Source organism: Curtobacterium sp. MCSS17_006 (genome assembly GCF_003234215.1).
GTDB classification, from domain to species: Bacteria; Actinomycetota; Actinomycetes; order Actinomycetales; family Microbacteriaceae; genus Curtobacterium; species Curtobacterium flaccumfaciens.
In genome coordinates this window covers 435,931-455,088 of record NZ_QKSO01000001.1, presented here as the reverse complement: position 1 = coordinate 455,088, position 19,158 = coordinate 435,931, and the positions used below count along the sequence as shown (strand labels likewise).

Sequence of the window (19,158 nt, the reverse complement as noted above, 5' to 3'; positions counted from 1 at the left end):
AGACGCCGCCGGCCTGCTGAACAAGACCTTCGGCACCGACGCCGTCAAGCGCGGCCTCCTCGTCGGCACCGCCACCATCACCGCACAGATCAAGTAACACCCCGCACCACCACAGTCGGCCCGGACCACGCAGCAGCGTGGCCCGGGCCGACTTGCGTCGCGGCTCGTGCGTCGAGCGGTACCGGGCGTACCTGGCGGAACCGGGCGTACCCGGGCGTACCCGGCGGAACCGGGCGTACTCGGGCGTACCCGGCGGAACCGGGCGTACCTGGCGGAAACGGGCGTACCTGGCGGAAACGGGCGTACCTGGTGGGTTCTTTCAACCAGGTACGCCCGTTCTTGCGAACCAACGCGCGCGCGATGGGAAAGAACGGGCGTACAGAGTGCCGGGAGGGACGGTGCCAGCTGGAACCGGGCCTCCCGTCCGTCCGCGCGCGCGCCGGGCCGGCGGCCGCCCTCGTCACGGGCTGGGCGACACCTCACGGGCTCACGTTCGCGTGGGCTGTCGCTCAGCGCGAAACACAGCCAGCCCGCAGCTATGGACCGGGGGCAGGCGGCTCGACGGCCGTGCCGGGAGGGACGGTGCCAGCTGGCACCGGGCCTCCCGTCCGTCCCGTGGTGCGCCGGGCCGGCGGCCCCCGCCGAGACTCGGTTCCGCGGACAGGTTGCGGGTGCCGGGACGCGCGGTCTGTCCGGCGGGGCGAGACTCGGTCGGCCGTGGCCGCGGCGACGGCCACGCGCACCACGAGCAACGCCCCGACCGGACCGGTCGGGGCGTTGCTCGTGGTGGTGCCGATCAGCGGATGATCGAGATGTTGTCCGCCTGCGGGCCCTTCTTGCCGGGCCCGATCTCGTACTGCACGTGATCGTCCTGGGCGAGCGGCCGGGAGCCGGTCGCCGCGACGATGCTGGAGAAGTGCGCGAACAGGTCCTGGGACCCGTCGTCGGGGTGGATGAAGCCGAACCCCTTGCTGTGGTCGAACCACTTGACGGTGCCCGTGGGCATGGCGGTCAGCACGGCGTCAGTGGATGCGCAGCTGCGCGACCATGGGGCACGCGAAGGGGTCGCGGGCGCCGAGGCCGACGCGGTTGAGGTACCGGACGACGATCCCGTAGGAACGCAGCAACGTGGTCTCGGTGTACGGCACGTCGAGGGTGTCGCAGTGGTCCCGCACGAGCAGGCGGGCCTGCTTCAGCGCCGGACGCGGCATCGACGGGAACAGGTGGTGCTCGACCTGGTAGTTCAGGCCACCCATCAGGAACGACACCCACCAGCCGCCACGGATGTTGCGCGAGGTGCGCACCTGGCGGGAGAAGAAGTCGACCTTCGCGTCGTGGGCGATGGTCGGCATGCCCTTGTGGTTCGGGGCGAACGAGGCGCCCATCATCACGCCGAACACGGCCAGCTGCACCCCGAGGAACGCACACGCCATCCCGAACGGCAGGAACCAGAACACCACCGTCAGGTAGATCGCAAAACGGGCAACGAGCAGGACGCCCTCGAGGACCCGCCCCCGGACGTCACTGCGCCCACCCGTCCCGCGGAGCACCGACATGACCGCAGCCCGGTGCAGGTTGATGCCCTCGAGCGTGAGCAACGGGAAGAACAGCCAGCCCTGGTACTGCACGAACACCCGGAGCGGCCCGTTCTTGACGGCGGCGGCGTCCTCGGGCAGGAACCGGATCACGTCGGGGGCGATGTCCGGGTCCTTGCCGACGGTGTTCGGGTTGCCGTGGTGACGCGTGTGCTTGTTCATCCACCACGAGTAGCTGAGGCCCACCAGGAACGTCCCGACCCAGCGGCCCGCGCGGTCGTTCCACTTCTGGGACGCGAACACCTGACGGTGCGCGGCCTCGTGCGACAGGAACGCGAACTGCGTGAACAGCACACCCAGCGCCCCGGCCACGATCAGCTGGAACCACGAGTCACCCAGGAACGCGAACGCGACCCAGCACGCGGCCGTCGCCACGACGAGCGCGGAGAACAGCGCCCAGTAGAACCCCCGACGGCGCTCGAGCAGCCCGGCTTCCTTCACCTGCGCCAACAGCGCGGAGTAGGACGAGGTGCCGCCGGTCCGCGGCCCGGCCGAGGAGCCGGTCTTCCGGTAGCCGCCGGTGAGGGGTTTCGAGCTGGTCTCCCGCTGCGGGCTGGTACCGGCGTGCTGCGTGGTCATGGATTCCCTGGTCGTCATCGGAATGGAGGATCGTTCCGGCGGCCGGGGTCTGGGGCTGCTGGTCCAACGCTAGAGCCGCCGCGCTCCTCGGTGCAAGCCACAGGTCCGCGTGTCCGCTGCTCGGCTACGGTTGTCCCGCCTGCTCGACGGAAGGACCGTTCCCCACATGACCGAGGTACGCGAAGCACGACTGGTCGAGACGTTCGTGACCCTCACCGACAGCCTGGTGGCGGACTACGACGTGGTCGACGTCCTGCAGACGCTGGTCGACCGGGCCGTCGAGCTGTTCGACGCCGCCGCGGGTGCCATCCACCTGCTCGACAAGCACGACGAGCTGCGGGTCGTCGCCTCGACGAGCGAGCGCAGCAGCTTCATCGGTCTGCTCCAGCTCAACGCCGGCGAGGGGCCCTGCATCACCGCCGTGACCACCGGCCGGTTGGTCACCTCGGAGAACGCCGACGACCTGCGGCAGCACTGGCCGCGGTTCGCCGAGGCCTCGCGGGCGCGCGGGTACGCGGGGGTCCACGCCATCCCGCTCCGGTTGCGGGACACCACCGTCGGGTCGCTGAACCTGTTCCGCGAGACCGAGGGGGCCCTGAACGGAGCCGATGCCCGAGCCGCGCAGGCCCTCGCCGACGTCGCGACCATCAGCCTGTTGCAGCAACGGACCCTCGAGCACGTGACCCTCACCGCGGAGCAGCTCCAACGGGCCCTCGACAGCCGGGTCGCCATCGAGCAGGCCAAGGGGTACCTCGCACGTGCGGCCGGGGTCGACGTCGAGGAGGCCTTCGGCATGATCCGTCGCTACGCACGTGCCACCCAGCGCTCGCTGAGCCAGGTCGCCGCCGCCGTGGCGCGCGACGACGTCCCGCTCGCCGACCTGATCGGGGCCGGAGCGTCCTGAGGGTTCGCTCGGGACGCTCCGGACCGCGCACGGCTACTTCGTCGTCGTGAAGGTGCCCCGGGCCCGCTGGTCCGAGCCGTAGCCACGGGCGTGCACCACGTGCGCGCCCGGCGCCAGCGCCGCCACGGCCTTCGTGATCTTCAGGCGGACCTTGCCGTCCGCGTTGGCCGTCGTGCGGGTGGCGCGACCGCCGTCGATGCTGACGGTGACCGACTCCCCGGCACGGAACCCCGTCGCCGAGATCGCGACCTTGGCACCCTTCCGGCTGCTCGTCGGCGTCACGGCGATGGCCGTGCTGGACGCCTGCGCCTCGGCACACGCGTCACCCGGGGTCCCGACCGCCGGAGCGGACGCGGTCGGCCGTCCGTTCACGCTGCGTACGCCGTCGTCCTCGCGGATGCGCATCGTGCCGACCGAGTCACCGATCACCGAACCGCCCTGGGTGTTGCTGAGGGTCATCGCGTAGTCCGACGTCCGCGAGAACGACGGGGTGCGGTCACCGTTCACCGAGACCGCGACCGCGCGGCAGACCTCGCCGGGCTGGAACGTGACGGGCTGGACCGCCGGGCGGATGCGCCCGTCGTACGCCTGGTCGAGGTCGAAGTACACCGTCGTGGCCTGCTCGGCCGGTCGGGAGAGCACGACCGCTGCCCGCACCACCGTGCGGGTACGGCCCTCGTCGACGAACCGGTCCGCGATGCGTGCGGCGGGACGCTTCGTGACCACCGGGGTGCCGAGGGTCGCAGCGGGCACGAGCGACAGGTCGCTCAGCAGGACCCCGGTGTTCTTCTGCGGGACGTCGATCGTCACCTCGCGCACCGACGTCAGGTCGATGCCGGTGAACGTGTCGAGGGGGATGCGCGCCTGCTGCAGGATCGTCTTGCGCGGGGCCGTCCGGGTACCGGGGAGCAGCTGTCCGGCACGGCTGGTGTCGGACAGGCGTCGGGTCGCCACCGCACCGGTCGCGTCGCGGAGGGTGATCGAGACGTTCGCGTTCGTCGTCGCGGTGTCGTCCGGGGTGAGGCGGAGCGACAGCGCCTGGAACCCCGTGAAGTCACCGGCCGCCGGAGCCACCGGGACGTGCACCTGTCCGCCGGTCGCCGCCTTGGTGGGCGAGACGTGCAGGGCGGGGGTGGCCGGCACCGACGACGCCAGGTAGGCCGGGGTGTAGTCCGGGGCGTTGGACGAGATCGAGACGCACGCCGGCAGGATCTGCTTCGCGGGCAGGTTGTCGGTGCTCGCGCAGGTCTTCGCCGTCAGGGCACCGGTCGTGGTGATCGCCGGGTTCGCGGTGTCGAACAGGGCGAGGTCGCGCCGGCTCGCGCCGGGCTGGGAAGCGCTCACCCGGATGTCGGCCGCGCCCAGGGCGGCGGGCTGGCGGTTGGTGCCGTCGAACATCGGCAGGAACTGCTGCTCGCCGTCCAGCGTCAGGCGGAAGAAGCCACTGATCAGGCTCGTGCCGACGGCGTACTGCTGGTCGGACGACAGCCGCGTGGTGCGCTTCGCCTTCGCCCCGCAGACCGCGTCGGACTCGTCGTACCAGTCGTCCGACGACGCCTTCGCGTACTTGCCGGGCGTCCACGTCGTGTTGAAGAAGTTGTGGTTCGCACCCATCACCAGCACCGAGGAGCGCAGCACGTCGTCCCCGAAGGCGGTGCGGGAGTCGTCGTAGAAGTGCTGTCCCTGCAGGTCGGACACGTCGCCGTCGCAGTACGGCAGGACGACCGCCGTGTTCGTGTCCGGCAGGGTCATGCGCCCGAAGTCGGTCGGTGCCAGGGGCAGGACGGCACGGATGCCGAAGGGGTTCGTGCGCTGCGTGTTGAGCAGGGCCGCGCGGACCACGCCGTCACCGCCGCGTGAGTGACCCATGAGGCCGACGTCCTGCAGGTCGAGCTTGCCGGTGAGCAGCGGCGAGAGCCGGGGCTCCTGTCCGGCGTCCGCCCGCTGCAGCAGGCTGAGGTGGTCGAGGACGAGCTGCCCGCGGGCCACCGCTCCGCCGTCGTCCGAGTAGCTGCCGTCGAGGGCGTTGATCGCGTTCGCGGCGATCGACACGACGACGTTGCCGTGGCTCGCCAGCGCGGTCGCTGCTGCGTTGTAGCCGAGGTAGCTCGGGATGTCGGTCTGTCCCTTCCCACACGGCCACGCCTTCGGGTTGTACGTGCCGCCGTAGCAGGCCTCGTGGCGGCCGTGCAGGAACACCACGACCGGGCGCTTGCCCGGGGCGTCCTTCGGCACGAAGACGGCGGCACGCATCTCGCCCTTGCGCCCGAAGCCCTTGATCGTCTCGGCTTCGTTGCCCAGGTCGTAGTCGGCCCGGGTGACCGCGTACTGGCCCGCGGCCGCCGGGTCGTCGGTCAGGGGTGCCGGGGCTTCCCTCGGCGCGAACGTCTGCGGCGCGGTGGCGGCCTGCCGGTTGCCCTGCAGGTCGGTCTCGCCCGTCCACCCGAGCTCGACGCTGCGGGCATCGGCGACCGCGGGGTCGGTCGTGGTGACCGTCAGCTGCCGCTGGTCGAGGCTCGTCTGCGCGACGCCGATGTCGGTTCCGTCCACGAGCAGGACGGGGGCCGCCGCCCGGAGCGGCAGGGGGTCGGCGAGGGTCAGGACGACGGCGTACCCGCCGTCGGTCGGCGTGACCGTCCAGTCGTCACCCTGCGCGACGGGCGTGCCCGGCGTCGTGATCGTGGTCGCCCCCGTCGCGGCGGTGGACCCGTCGCCCGGTGCGGCCGTGGCCGGCAACGCCGCGATCGTGCCGGAGACGGCGAGCGCCCCGGCGATGAGTGTCGAACACGCGATCTGCAGCGCGATGGTGGAACGGCGTCTCGGCGAACGGTTCACGTCGGATCTCCCCTGGTGCGACGGGCATGCGCCACCGCACGCTCCGTCGCCAACAGTAGGGAGCGCGCTGCTCGCCGCGGATCGTCCTGGAGGATGAGGTGGCGGCTCAGTCCCTGAGGGTCCTCACGGGTGCGACGGCCGGGTGCCGGGCGAGTAGTACCCCCGGCCCGGCACCGTGTGCCGGATGCCGCCGGCCGGGTCCGGCACGTCGCCGCCGTACCGCGGGATCACGTGCAGGTGGGCGTGGAACACCGTCTGCCCGGCTGCCGAGCCGTCGTTGAACCCGACGTTGTACCCGTCCGGTCGGTACCGGTCGTCGAGCACCAGCTTGAGTGCGCGGACGAGCCGCGTCATCGCGGCCACTTCGTCCGCGGTGGCCTCGAACCACGACACCACGTGACGCTTCGGGACGACCAGGCTGTGCCCGGGCGAGACCGGGTTCACGTCCAGCAGCGCGACGACCAGGTCATCCTCGACGAGCCGGGAGGCCCGTGGCACGTCGTCGAAGACACAATCGGTCGGCATGCCCCCATGCAATCGGGCACGTGGACCGACCGCAAGGCCGGTGACGGCATGCAGACGGCCCCGCGACCAGGGTCGCGGGGCCGTCGATCGTGCGGGTGGATCAGATGCGGCCGACGGTGCGGCGACGACGACGCAGCAGGACCATGAGCGTTGCACCCGCGGCGAGCAGTGCCGCGGCGATGCTCAGCGGGACGGTCGGGTCCGAGCCGGTGAACGCGAGCTCACCGGTGGGCTGGTCGGTTCCGCCCCCACCGCCACCGCCGGCGCCTGCTGGGCCGCTCGGGGTTGCGGTGGGCACCACTGCAGGTGCCGTCGGGGTGGGTGTCGCGGTGGGCACCGGTGCCGGGGCGCGGACCGTGATGGTGACCGTCTGGGTGTCGTCCGGGCTGGTGCCGTTCGATGCGGTGATCGTCACGGTCGAGGTGCCCGGAGTGGTCGGGGTGCCGGAGATGACGCCGGTGGTGCTGTCGATCGTCAGGCCGTCGGGCAGGCCCGTGGCGGTGAAGGTCGGGTTCGGGGTACCGGTCGCGGTGACGGTGGACGAGTAGGGCACGTCCACGGTGCCGTCGGACGGGGTGCCCGAGGTGATGGTCGGCGACTCGGACGGCGTGCCCGGTGCGGGGCAGCCGTTGGAGGCCGTGATCGTGTTGGTGTCGAGGGTGACGGCGCCGGTGCGGGCCAGCAGTCGGCCCTGCACGGTCGCGCCGGTGGTGGCGGTCACGGACTGCTGGGCCAGGACTGTGCCCTGGAACTGGGCGCCGGTGCCGACGGTGGCGGAGCTGCCGACCTGCCAGAACACGTTGCACGAGCTGGCGCCACCGGTGATGACGATCTGGCTGGCGGACCCGATGGTCAGGGTCGACGCGGCCTGGAACACCCACACGGAGTTCGCGCTGCCGGCCAGGGTCAGCGCACCGTTGTTGGCCAGGGCGAGGGCGCCGCCGGAGTACACGCCGGGTGAGAGCGAGAGGCCGTTCAGCTCGGTGAGACCGGTCTGGGTCGGGGAGAGCGACGCGGCGACGTTGTACGCGGTGGTGGTGTCGCGCTGGGCCTGTGCGGCCGCGGCGTCGGTCTGGTGCGTGGTGCCGTTGACGACGCCGTTCGGTGCGCCGCCGAAGCCGGTGATGGACGTGCCCGGCGACAACCCGAGGTCGCCGTTGATCACGGAGGGGCCGGTGTTCGTGACCGCGCTCGCGCCGAGGACGCCGTAGGTCGACGCCGTGCCGAGGTTGACCGGACCGTCGATGACCGTGGCGGCGGATGCTCCGCCCCCGGTCCCGAGGGTGATCAGTGCGGCGACGGCAGCCGCGGACACGACCAGGAGGGAACTGCGTCTGGGATGGCGAGCCTGCATGGTCCGACCGCTTCCTGCAAGGAGAGGCGGGGTGACGTCGGCGACGAGCGCGCATTCTCGGAGACTCGAAGTATGCGCTTCTCCACAGCCAGAACCTAGGAATGTCTGCACATCCGGTCAAAGCCTGGCAAACGGCCTGGCTCGTGAGCGGAACGGGGGCTGCAGGCGCATGCTCAGCACAGGTTGACCGGTCGCTCGCACCAGCGGTGGCCGGGAGGGAGTTCGGGTCTCCCGTCAGCCGGTGCGGCGTCTGTCCTCGGGTTGGCCAGACGTCCACCCCCGCACCACGGCGAAGGGCCCCGCGATCGAGATCGCGGGGCCCTTGCTGGTGCCGGGTGCTACTTGACGACGACCTTGACGGTCGGGCTGGTGCTCGTGGTGAGCTCCGAGGTCCCGGCGAAGACGGCGTGCAGGTTGTGCGTGCCCTTCTTCAGCGGGAGCTTCGAGGTGACCACGCCGTTCTCCACCGTGACGGTGGCGAGGCGCTTCGAGCCCTGGTAGATCCGGGCGGTGCCGTCGACGCTGAAGCCGGTGGCCTTCACCTGGACGGTCGCCTTGCCACCGCTGTACTTGATGGCGGTGCGCGACGGGGCCTTCTCGACGGTGACCGTCGTGGCCTTCGCCGTCTTCGAGTTCGTCCCCGAGTAGACCGGGTCCGCGTTGACGAAGGAGGCCGTGACCGCGTGCTTGCCGATGGCGAGCGTGCTCGGCAGCGTCATGCTGGCCGCGCCGTCCTTCACCGGGGCGGTGCCGAGGACCTTGCTGCCGTCCTTGAAGGTCACCGTGCCCTGCTGGGTACCGATGCCACCGGCGATGGTCGCGGTGACCTTGGCCGGCTTCGCGGTGCGGTAGGTCTGCTCGGTGGCCGACGCGGTGAGCGTGGTGGTGGTCGCCGGGAGCGTGGCGTGCAGGTCGAACGCGTCGACGTTCGAGCCGATCGGCGCCGGGTCGGCCGTGGCCGTCGGCTGGAGCGTCACGCCGCAGCTGTCGACCCTGCCGTGTTGGACCGCCGAGTTGAGCGTGGTGCAGTCACTGGCGCGGACGTTCGTCACAGCGAGGTTGCCGTCCGTGACCCCGACCTTCACGTACGTGCGGACGTGCTCCTGGTTCTCGACGGAGTTGGCGAAGTGACGCTGACCGGTGGGGTCGAGCGGGTCGGGCCCGTAGCCCTGGGAGGCATCCGGCGTCGTCAGGTCGTAGTACTTCGAGCCGGAGGCCGAGTTCGCGGTGACGTAGATCACGCCACCCGGACCGGCGAACACCTCGTCCGCACCGGGCTGCTCGTTGACGTTGGCCTTCTTGCCGTTCTTGATCGCGTAACTGCGGGTGTACGCGTGGTCGTGGCCCTGCAGGACGAGGTCGACACCCATGTCCGAGAACGAACGCGTGAAGTCGAACCGGCGCTGCTGGTTGTCACGGTCGTTCGCGTGCGCCGCCGGCGAGTAGATGGCGTGGTGGTAGACCAGCGCGGTCCACTTCGCGTCGTCGCCGTGGCGGGTGATGACGTCGCGCACGTAGTTCACGTGGGCCGCGTCCGAACCGGCGGTGTAGGCGTTCGAGTTGATGTCGATGAACAGGACGCCCTTGTACATGTACCAGTAGTCGCCACCCGAGTTCGCGGTGGAGTTGCCGCCCGGGTAGAAGTCCGGGACCTTGAGGGAGTTCGGCACCTGGTTGTGCTGCTCGTAGGCCTTGCCGCCCACGTCGTGGTTGCCGATGGTCGAGGCCCACGGGTAGCGCTTCAGCACGTCGCTGCTGTCGGCGAAGGACGCCCACTCGTACTCGTTGTTGGCGTGCTCGACCTGGTCGCCACCGGAGACCAGGAGCTCGGCGTCCTGTTCCTTCGTGGTCGCGTACTTCAGCGTGTCCGCCCAGCCCGCACCGTCGTCGTCGGTGAAGCCCGACGACCCGATCTGCGGGTCACCGAAGAACAGGAAGTCGAAGTCGCCGGAGAAGCTCTTCGTGGTGAATGTGTACGACGCGGACCAGGCCGAGCCGTCCGCCGCACCGACGTGGTACGTGTACGACGTGTTCGGCTCGAGGTCCGAGATCGTCGCGTGGGCGTTGATGTAACCCGACTCGGCGGCGATGCCCTCGATGTTCCGGGTGTTCGAGTCGGTCGTGCTCGTGTCGGCGGCGGTGTTCGCGGCCTTCGACGCGGCGATCGTCTGCTTGGCGTCCGTGAAGACGCCGTCGGTCATCGACGCGGTCTTCTGGATCTCGAGCGACTGCGCGACGTTCGTGGGGAAGTACCACGAGGCGATGCGCTGGCTCTCGGTCGCGCCGACGCCGAGCAGGATGTGGATCGGGCCACCGGTCGAGATGTTCGTGGTGGGGGTGTTCGTCGCCGCGGTGGCGGCGCTCGTGCCGACCATCGAGGCACCGGCGATGAGCGCGGCCCCGAGGACGGCTCCGCAGACGCGGAGGGTGGTGGTTCTGCGCCGGGTAGGGGCGCCGGACAGGAGACTCATGTGGGTCCGTTTCTCAGACGTGGGATGGTGCAGCACGGGAGACTCTGCATGCACTGCAAAACTTCTTGGTAAACGCTGAGTGACAACTCGTCGCTGTTCAGGAACGGACGCCGGATGTCAGCCGTCCCACGGGGATCGTCAGCCCGCGGCTATCCGCTCCACGAACCAGATCATCCCCATCACGAACACCCCGGCGGTCACCGCTCCCGTCACCCAGAGCGACACCCGGTGCGCCTTCCGCCGCAGCAGCGAGAGCGGCGGGAACACGATGACGATGATCGCGAGCTGCACGGCCTCGATGCCGACGTTGAAGATGAGCAGCGACACGAGCAGCTGCCACGAGAACGCCTCGTGGATACCGAGCGCCCCGGCGAACCCGAGCCCGTGGATGAGTCCGAAGGCGAAGACGACGGCCAGGCGGGTCCAACCGGCTTGGTCGAGCGAGAAGTGCCCGTGCTCGGCGACCACCAGCTCGTCAGCCCGCGACCGACGACGCCAGAGCCGCCACAGGTACCAGCCGGCGACCGCGGCGATCGACAGCGCGATGAGCGGCTCGACGACGATCGCCGGCGGGCTCACGACCCCGAGTGCGGCGAGGATGAACGTGATCGAGTGCGCGATCGTGAAGGCGGACGCGGTGTACACGACCTCGCGCAGGCGCCGGGACCCGGCGATGAGCGCGACGAGGAACAGGATGTGGTCGATCCCGAACAGCAGGTGCTCGGCGCCGAGGCGGAAGAACTCCCAGAAGCGCTCGCCCGCCGACTGCTCGGTGGAGAACGACCGCTGCGAGGCGTCGAGGGTGGCCGACCCCTCCCGGTCGTCGACGTCGTACGTGACGATCGTCTTCGTGTCGCGCACGAAGGTCTCGTCGTCGGGGAACAGCTCCGACGACACCACGTGTCCGGACTGCGTCTCCGACGGTTCCGGGCAGGTGAAGTCCGCGGTCACCTGGGCGTAGGGCACCTCGTCCTGCATGTCGACCGTGACGGTGTCGTCGAGCGTGCCCGTGCAGGCCTGTCCGCCGGCGCCGGTCACCCGGAACCGGTCGAAGACGTACTTCCCGATCGCGTCGGTGTGCGCTTCGGCAGCCGAGACCATGCCGGGGAAGTCCCCGTCGTCCCAGGCCTTCTGTCCCTGCTCGTGCAGCGCGTCGTCGTCCTCACTCGTCGCGACGGAGACGAGCATCAGGTCGTACTCGAGCCCGAGCTTCGCCTGCACGGTGGTCGGCTCGGTCGAGGTGACGTCCGCGTAGACGACCGAGCTGAAGCCGTGCGCGGACGCCGGCGACGCTCCCGCCAGCACGCCGATCACGACCACCGCGAGCAGCGCGAGGGCGGCGACGGCCCGTGCGACGAACGCGAACAGGAGGGAGGAGCGGGCAGGGCGGGCGCGCAGGAGCGCGGCGGTGGTTCCGGAGGGCACGCGCAGACGATCCGGCTCGCATGCGACCGGCAGGTGAACAACCGGTGACCGGCAACGGGACGGGTGTTGGACAGGTCCCCCGACCGGCCCGGAGCGGCCCTCGGGCGTGCTTGCATGGTCCCGATCGTCGCGGCAGTGTGCCGCACCCGCTCGCCCCAGGAGACCCCGTGACCCGCCTCGCAACCCGGACGACCGTCCTGTTGACCACCGTCGCCCTGGTCGGCGCCGGTGCGACCCTGCTGGCCGGGTGCTCCGCGGCGTCCGTCGGCACCACCGGCCCGACGGCGACCGCTTCGGCGCACGCCTCGGCCGGCGTCCTGGGCACCGGGTTCTCCGACCCGGACCAGCCGCCGGCGCCCGAGGCCACGATCCACCCGGAACCCGGTTCGTGGTCGGGCGTCCACGCCCCGTCGGACTACGAGGTCGTGCTCCTCTCCGACGCAGCCGACGCCGGGGATACCCCGACCCGGACCCTGCTCGAGGCCGTCGAGTCGTGGGCCGCGGACGAGGACGTCACCGTCACCCCGGTCTCGGCGAAGGACGCCGACGACCGGATCGCCGCGGTGCTCCGCGCCGTCGACGCCGAGCCCGACCTGGTCATCACCGTCGGCAACCACATGGTCGATCCGCTCGCGGCCGTCTCGCCGACCGCGCTCCACCAGCAGTTCCTGGTCGTCGGTGCCGAGATCGCGGAGCCGACGTCGAACGTCACGGCGGCGGACTGGACGGGCGGCGGGTTCCGCGGCGAGGGCCTCGGTCCGTCGAGCCACTACGACCCGGAGACCTTCACCGAGGACCGCGCGGCTCGCGGTCTGCGCGCCGGGCTCGCCGCCGTGCTCCACGACCTGCGCGGCATCGTCGTCTGGGTGCCCTGACCGGGCGCTCCCTCGCTACGCGGTCTCTGGCTCCAGGACGCGCGCCCGCACCTGCGCAGCGGCGCCGAGTGCCACGGCGTCGGACCCGAGCGTCGACTGCGCGAGCCGGATCGTCGCCCCGCTGACGGGCGGTTCCGCGTCGATGGCCGCCGTGATGGCGGGTTCGAGTAGGTCCCAGGACCGTGCGATCCCGCCGCCGATCAGGACGGTGGTGACGTCGAGGATCCCCGCGGTCAGCAGTGCGGCCCGCGCCAGGCCCCACCCCGCGGTGGCGAAGACGGCGGCCGCGTCGGCGTCCCCGCCGCGTGCGGCGACGGCGACGTCCCGTGCCGAGAGCATCCGCCCGGAGCGTTCGGCGTAGCGGTCGGCGATGCCGCGCGCGCCCGCGATGGTCTCCAGGTGTCCGGTCTGCCCGCAGGTGCACCGGGCGTCGCCGAAGCCGGGAACGTGGCCGATCTCGCCGGCGGCTCCGCGCGGGCCGGCGAAGAGCCGTCCGTCGAGCACGAGCGCGCCGCCGACGCCGGTGCCGAGGGTCATCCCGAGCACGTCGGACTCCCCCACGACCGCGCCGGTGGCGATCTCGCCGAGCAGGAACGCGTTCACGTCGTTGTCCAGGGTCGCGGGGACGCCGAGGGCGTCCGTCACCGCCCGGGTCACGCCGTAGCCGGCCCAACCGGTGAACGAGTTGCCGGTGACCAGGACGGTCCCCGTGGTCCGGTCGACGACGCCGGCCGCGCCCACCCCGACACCCGCCAAGGAGGCCCGGTGCGTCTCGAGCAGACCCGTCACGGCCCCGAGTGCGGCCGTCACGATCGCCGCCCCGCCCGCGTGGGCGGGCGTCGGCAGGTCGAGGCGGTCGATGACCTCGAGGTCGGGCGTCGTCAGGACGACCTTCGTGTTGGTGCCGCCGACGTCCACCCCGGCCAGGACCCGGGTCACGCGGTCACCGCCGCGAGTGAGGCGAGGCGCTCCGTCCGACGCTGCCGTTGCAGCACGGGGTCGGGCACCGGTACCGCGGCGAGCAGGCGACGGGTGTAGTCGGTGGTGGGGTGCAGCAGCGTCGTGCCGGTCGTGCCCTGCTCCTCGACGACGCCCTGGCGCATCACGACGACGCGCTCGGCGAAGTGCTGCACGACGGCCAGGTCGTGCGAGACGAACAGGCACGCGAAGCCGAGGTCGTCCTGCAGCTCGCCGAGGACCTCGAGCACGGTCTCCTGCACGCTGACGTCGAGCGCCGAGGTGGGTTCGTCGGCGACGAGCAACCGCGGTTCGAGCACCAGCGCCCGGGCGAGCGAGACCCGCTGGCGCTGCCCTCCGGACAGCTCGCGGGGGGCACGGGACGCCAGGGTCCGCGGCAGCCGGACGGCGTCGAGCACCTCGTCGATGCGACGACGACGATCGGCCGAGGACATCCCGCGACGGTGCACGGCGAGGGGCTCCGCGATGCACTCGGCCACCGACATCCGGGCGTCGAGGGACGCCACCGGGTCCTGCAGCACGACGCCGATGCCGGAGCGGAGTGCACGTCGGTCACGGCCCTTTGCGGTCCGCAGGTCCTGCCCGAACAGCGACACCGTGCCGGACGTCGGCTTGATGAGCCCGAGCGCCACCCGGGCCGCGGTCGACTTGCCGGAGCCGGACTCGCCGACCAGGCCGACGGTCTCACCGGCGTGCACCGCGATGTCGATGCCCGCGAGCGCGTGGACGGCGCGCGCCCCGCGCCCGAACGTCACCGAGACGTCCCGCAGGTCGACCACCGGGGCCGCACCGGGCCTCCCGGCCGTCTCGGTCTCCGTGTCGGCGACGGGAGCCGGCGGACGGTCACCGGCCACGTCGAGCCGCGGTACCGCGGCGAGCAGCCGCTTGGTGTACTCGTGCTCGGGGCGGAGCAGGACGTCCTCGACGCCCCCGGTCTCGACGATCTCGCCCTGCAGCATGACCGCCACCCGGTCGGCGAAGTCCGCGACGACGCCCATGTTGTGCGTGACGAGCAGCACGCCGGTGCCGGTCTCGACGGCGAGCGCACGGAGGAGCTCGAGGATCTCGGCCTGCACGGTCACGTCGAGGGCCGTGGTCGGCTCGTCCGCGATGAGCAGCTTCGGCGCGTTCGCGATCGCCATCGCGATGACCACGCGCTGGCGCTGCCCGCCCGACAGCTGGAACGGGAACGACCGGGTGCGCGACTCGGGGTCGGGGATGCCGACGCGACGGAGCAGGTCGACGGCCTCGGCCGCGGCGGCGGACGCGGAGACGTCACGGTGGTTCCGGATCACCTCGGCGATCTGGGCACCGACGCGGGTGAGCGGGTCGAGCGCGGTCGCGGGCTCCTGGAAGACCATCGAGACGGTCGAGCCGCGCAGGGCCCGCAGCGCGGGTTCGGGGGCGCCGACGATCTCGTGGCCGGCGACGACGGCGCTGCCCGAGGCCGTCGCGTTGCCGGAGAGCAGCCCCATCGCGGCGAGGGCGACGGTGGACTTGCCGGAGCCGGACTCGCCGACCAGGGCGAGGGTCTCGCCGGGGGCGACCGACAGGGACACCCCCCGCACGGCGTCGACGGTGCCGGACTCGGTGCTGAAGGAGACGCCGAGGTCGGTCGTCCGCAGGATCGGTTCGTTGGTCATCAGCGGCCCCGCACGTCGAAGGCGTCCCGCAGTCCGTCGCCCACCGCGTTGAACGCGCAGACGACCAGGATCACGGCCAGACCCGGCGGCACGATGAGCCACCAGCGTCCGGAGTAGGCGGCGGTGAGACCCGCCGAGAGCATGCCGCCCCAGTCCGTCGCGGGCGGCTGCACGCCGAGCCCGAGGTACGAGACGTAGGCGACCAGCAGGATCGCGTCGGCGACCTGGAACGTCGCCGCGACGACGATCGTCGACACCGAGTTCGGCAGCAGGTGCTTGCCGATGGCGCGGGCGTGCGAGCCGCCGATCGCGCGCAGGGTCAGGACGTAGTCGCGGTTCTTGAGCGTCAGGGTCTCGGCGCGGATCAGGCGGGACGGCACGAGCCACGACACCAGGCCGAGGATGACGATGAGCCCGCCGACGCCGGGGTTCGTGATCGCCGAGATGACGAGCAGGATGAACAGGGCCGGGATCGCGATGCCGGCGTCGACGACGCGCATCATCAGGGCGTCGACCCAGCCGCCGACGTACCCGGCGACGGAACCCCACAGGGTTCCGACGACGGTGGCCAGGACCCCGGCGGCGATGCCCACCATCAGGGAGACCTTGCCGCCGTACATCAGGCGGCCGAGGACGTCGTGGCCGACGGCGTCGGTGCCGAGCCAGTGCGCGGCGCTCGGGCCCTGGTTGGCCTGCTCGAGCAGCGTGTGGGTCTGGTCGGTCGGGTACACGAACGGGCCGACGAAGCAGAACAGCACGATGACGACGATCAGGGCGAGGCCGATCACGGCGAGGGTGTTGCTCCGGAACCGGCGGGCGGCGAGCCGGAACCCGGTGGCCGCGACGGTCACGGGGGCACCCGGGGCTTCGGGGGCCATCTGGACGGCGGTCATGCGCGGCTCGCCTTCACGTCATGGGTGGACGCAGTGTCGATGACGGACGTGGCGGTCATGCGCGGCTCGCCTTCACGTCATGGGTGGACGCAGTGTCGATGACTGACGTGGCGGTCATGCGCGGCTCGCCTTCACTCTGGGATCGATGAGGGACTGTGCGACGTCGGCGAGCAGGGTGCCGATGACGGTCGCGATGGAGATGACGAGCACGCAGCCGAGCAACGTCGGGTAGTCGGAGGACTGCGCGGCGTTCCAGAACAGCAGCCCCATGCCGGGGTAGTTGAACAGCTGCTCGGTCACCAGGGCGCCACCGAACAGCACCGGCAGGTAGTACCCGAGCATCGCGACGACCGGGGTCAGCGAGTTGCGGAACACGTGCCGCCGCAGGATCGTCGCGGTCGAGGCGCCGCCGGCACGGGCCGTGCGGACGTAGTCCTCCTGCAGGTTCTCGAGCGTCGAGGCGCGCATGTACCGACTGAACACCGCGATCATCGCGAGGGCTCCGGTCACCACGGGCAGCACGAGTCCGGCGGGGTCCTGGAACACCTCGGCCAGGGTGGTGCCGCTCGGCGCCTGGGACGGCAGCCACGGCAGCTGCTGACTGAAGACGATGATCAGGACGAGGCCGAGGAAGAACGCGGGCGTCGAGTAGAAGACGAACGCCAGGGCAGTCGCGGCGTAGTCGACCGCACCGTTGCGGCGGGCCGCCTGGAGCATGCCGACCGGGATCGCGACGACGAGTCCGAGCACCGCGGAGATGCCGGTGAGCACGAGGGTCTTCGGCAGGCGCTCGGCGATGAGCTGCGAGACCGGCTCGTTGAGCGTGTACGAGGTGCCGAGGTCGCCGGTGAGCAGACGACCGAGGAACCGCAGGTACTGGACGGGCAGCGGCTGGTCGAGCCCCTGCGCCTGGTTGAACTGGGCGATCTGCGTGGGGGTCGCGGAGACGCCGAGCACGCCGCGGGCGGGGCCGCCGGGCAGCGCGTGCAGCAGGCAGAACACCACGACGGTGACGATGAGGATCACCGCGAGCGCCTGCAGGACGCGCCTGGTGAGGTAGAGAGCTGTGGTCATGCGGGTTCCGATGGTCGGTTCTTGCGTGAGCCGGGGCGGAGGCGCGGTGCGGGTCGGGCCCGCACCGCGCCTCCAGGCCGTGGTCGCGTCAGCGACCTACTTGGTCCACTTCCACTGGGCCGGGTGGAAGTTGGCGAGCGAGTCCTGGTCGAACCCGGACAGGCCCTTCTTGACGACCGAGATCTGGTAGTCGGGGCTCGGCAGCCAGATCACCGGCAGGTCCTTCGCGACCGCGGCGCTGTAGTCCTGCACGGCGGTGGCGTCGGTCGAGGTGGTGGTCGCGTCGATCAGGGAGTCGACCTCCTTGTTCGAGTAGCTGCCGAAGTTCGCCGAACCGCCGGTCTGGAACAGCGACTCACCGGTCGGGTAGGCCGGGAAGTACCAGCTGCCCGCGGTGCCGAAGAACGACAGGTCCCAGTCGCAGCTGGCCTCGTCCGAGGTGCAGGTCGGGGTCTGCGACAGCACGCTCGACACCGGTGCGGTCTTGATGGTGAAGTCGATGCCGGTCTTCGCGAGCGAGGACTGGATCGCGCTCATCATGTTGTCGGTCACGGTCGAACCGGACTGCGACAGCACCTGCATCGAGAACTTCGTGCCCTCCTTGACACCCTCGCCGCACTGGCTGGCGGACGTGCCCGGGTCGGTGCAGACCATCGTGCCGCCCTGCTCCTCCCAGCCGTGGCTGGTCAGCAGGTCCTTGGCCTTCGAGGTGCTGAACGGGTACGGGTTCGACTTCTGCACGTCGGAGACGTAGTCGGACTCCTGTGCCTGCGGGATCGGACCGTAGGTCGAGGTGGCGGTGCCGTTGAAGACCACCTTCGACAGCGACGTCTGGTCGATCGACATCTGGACGGCCTGACGGGCGTACAGCTGCTTGAAGACCGCGCCCATGTCGGGGTTGTTGAAGTTGTACGGCATGTACGTGATCGCCCAGCCGGTCCACGGCTCGACCTCGTAGCCCTTCCCGGTGAAGGACGCCTTCTGGTCCATGTCGGTGGCGTTGATGTAGCCGTAGTCGACCTCGCCCGAGCGGACGGCGTTCACCTCGGCGTCGGCCGTGGTGAAGGGCAGCAGGTTCACCGTGGTGATCGACGGCTTCTCACCACCGTCGTACTTCTTGTTGGCCGTCAGGGTGACCTTGCCGGCCGTGGTGAAGGTCTTGACGCCGTACGGGCCGGAGAGGGTCTTCCACAGGTCGTCGGTGGCGTAGTCGGAGATCTTGCCGGCGGCGGTGTTGAGGTACTTCCACACCTGCTTCGCGCCGGCGGTGGTCTCGTCGGCGTCGGTCACCTTCGCGGTCGCGCTGGTCTTGTCCCAGGCGTGCTGGGGCAGCGGGATGATGTGGCTCAGCTGGTTGGCGAGCATCCAGTCCGAGTTGTAGGCCTTGTCGAACGTGATGGTGAAGTGCGTGTCGTCGACGGCCTTGAACGACGTCCAGTTGTCCGGCGCCTTGCCCTTGGAGTACGAACCCCACTGGTCCTTGTTCGCCTTGATCAGGTTGAACCAGAACCCGACGTCACGGCTCGTGATCGCCTCGCCGTCCGACCAGTGCCGGTCGCCGAGCGTCATGGTCACGCTCTTGCCGTCGTCGGCGAACTTCGCGTCGGTGGCGACGGAGCCGGCCTTGTTCCACGCGATCTTGCCGGTGGAGCCGTCGTAGGCGACGAGCGGCTCGTACAGCGACTGGGCGATGGAGCCGTTGTTCGTGTTGAGGTGCGCGGCGGTGCCGATCGGCAGGATCCAGTTCGGCGTGAAGTTGGCGGGGAGCGCGTAGTCGATCTCGTCGGTCGATCCCTGCGAGGCGTTGCCGCCTCCGGAACAGCCGGCGAGCAGCGCGCTCACGGCGATCGCAGCTCCGGTGAGGAGCGCCCAGCGACGGGGCTTGGACATGCGGTGTCTCCTTGTGCGAGGGACTTCGGGGAGGTGGAGCACGGGTGCCGAGCGGCACGAGGACAGTCAAGGACCAAAGCGATTGGAAAAACAAACATCTCGATGTAAAAACTGCGT

14 protein-coding genes are annotated in these 19,158 nt (G+C 70.8%); 2 read left to right on the top strand and 12 right to left on the bottom strand.

The window, feature by feature from the left end; all coding sequences use genetic code 11:
- Positions 1-796: 796 nt before the first annotated feature.
- On the bottom strand, positions 797-1,006 hold the full coding sequence (locus DEJ21_RS02245) for a cold-shock protein (RefSeq protein ID WP_071405807.1): 210 nt from the start codon (positions 1,004-1,006) through the stop codon (positions 797-799).
- 16 nt (positions 1,007-1,022) lie between these two features.
- A complete protein-coding gene (locus tag DEJ21_RS02240; RefSeq protein ID WP_111223559.1) occupies positions 1,023-2,174 on the bottom strand; it encodes an acyl-CoA desaturase in 1,152 nt (383 codons plus the stop codon).
- A 166-nt stretch (positions 2,175-2,340) separates the two neighbouring features.
- Between DEJ21_RS02240 and DEJ21_RS02235 the strand changes: the two genes are divergently transcribed.
- On the top strand, positions 2,341-3,078 hold the full coding sequence (locus DEJ21_RS02235; RefSeq protein ID WP_111223558.1) for a GAF and ANTAR domain-containing protein: 738 nt from the start codon (positions 2,341-2,343) through the stop codon (positions 3,076-3,078).
- Between the two features lie 33 nt (positions 3,079-3,111).
- Here the strand turns inward: DEJ21_RS02235 and DEJ21_RS02230 are convergent, their stop codons facing one another.
- The 5 genes from DEJ21_RS02230 to DEJ21_RS02210 all read right to left on the bottom strand — a co-directional run bounded on the left by DEJ21_RS02230 (position 3,112) and on the right by DEJ21_RS02210 (position 11,688).
- Positions 3,112-5,913, bottom strand: coding sequence for a hypothetical protein (locus DEJ21_RS02230; RefSeq protein ID WP_111223557.1), 2,802 nt, complete (start codon positions 5,911-5,913; stop codon positions 3,112-3,114).
- Positions 5,914-6,036: 123 nt separating this feature from the next.
- Entirely contained in the window at positions 6,037-6,438 is a 402-nt protein-coding gene (locus DEJ21_RS02225) for an HIT family protein (protein ID WP_111094439.1), read from the bottom strand.
- Between the two features lie 100 nt (positions 6,439-6,538).
- On the bottom strand, positions 6,539-7,753 hold the full coding sequence (locus tag DEJ21_RS02220) for an ice-binding family protein (RefSeq protein ID WP_258374837.1): 1,215 nt from the start codon (positions 7,751-7,753) through the stop codon (positions 6,539-6,541).
- Positions 7,754-8,130: 377 nt separating this feature from the next.
- Positions 8,131-10,263: an Ig-like domain repeat protein gene (locus DEJ21_RS02215; protein ID WP_111223555.1), complete on the bottom strand. Its 2,133-nt coding sequence runs from the start codon at positions 10,261-10,263 to the stop codon at positions 8,131-8,133.
- A gap of 138 nt (positions 10,264-10,401) precedes the next feature.
- The gene (locus DEJ21_RS02210) at positions 10,402-11,688 is read right to left on the bottom strand and encodes a HupE/UreJ family protein (RefSeq protein ID WP_111223554.1); all 1,287 of its coding nucleotides are present in this window, start codon (positions 11,686-11,688) and stop codon (positions 10,402-10,404) included.
- 167 nt (positions 11,689-11,855) lie between these two features.
- Here DEJ21_RS02210 and DEJ21_RS02205 point away from each other — a divergent pair, with 167 nt between their 5' ends.
- Positions 11,856-12,563 carry a hypothetical protein gene (locus DEJ21_RS02205; protein ID WP_111223553.1) on the top strand — a complete coding sequence of 236 codons (708 nt, stop codon included), beginning with the start codon at positions 11,856-11,858 and terminating at the stop codon, positions 12,561-12,563.
- Between the two features lie 15 nt (positions 12,564-12,578).
- On the opposite strand, the gene DEJ21_RS02200 is transcribed toward DEJ21_RS02205, so the two are convergent.
- The 5 genes from DEJ21_RS02200 to DEJ21_RS02180 all read right to left on the bottom strand — a co-directional run bounded on the left by DEJ21_RS02200 (position 12,579) and on the right by DEJ21_RS02180 (position 19,041).
- Entirely contained in the window at positions 12,579-13,502 is a 924-nt protein-coding gene (locus tag DEJ21_RS02200) for an ROK family protein (RefSeq protein WP_111223552.1), read from the bottom strand.
- Positions 13,499-15,184 carry an ABC transporter ATP-binding protein gene (locus DEJ21_RS02195; RefSeq protein WP_111223551.1) on the bottom strand — a complete coding sequence of 562 codons (1,686 nt, stop codon included), beginning with the start codon at positions 15,182-15,184 and terminating at the stop codon, positions 13,499-13,501. The genes DEJ21_RS02200 and DEJ21_RS02195 overlap by 4 nt, the downstream gene beginning before the upstream one ends.
- Entirely contained in the window at positions 15,184-16,077 is an 894-nt protein-coding gene (locus tag DEJ21_RS02190) for an ABC transporter permease (protein ID WP_111024068.1), read from the bottom strand. The genes DEJ21_RS02195 and DEJ21_RS02190 overlap by 1 nt, the downstream gene beginning before the upstream one ends.
- A 114-nt stretch (positions 16,078-16,191) precedes the next feature.
- Entirely contained in the window at positions 16,192-17,151 is a 960-nt protein-coding gene (locus tag DEJ21_RS02185; protein ID WP_027467218.1) for an ABC transporter permease, read from the bottom strand.
- Positions 17,152-17,247: 96 nt separating this feature from the next.
- A complete protein-coding gene (locus tag DEJ21_RS02180) occupies positions 17,248-19,041 on the bottom strand; it encodes a peptide ABC transporter substrate-binding protein (RefSeq protein ID WP_111223550.1) in 1,794 nt (597 codons plus the stop codon).
- Positions 19,042-19,158 lie beyond the last annotated feature (117 nt).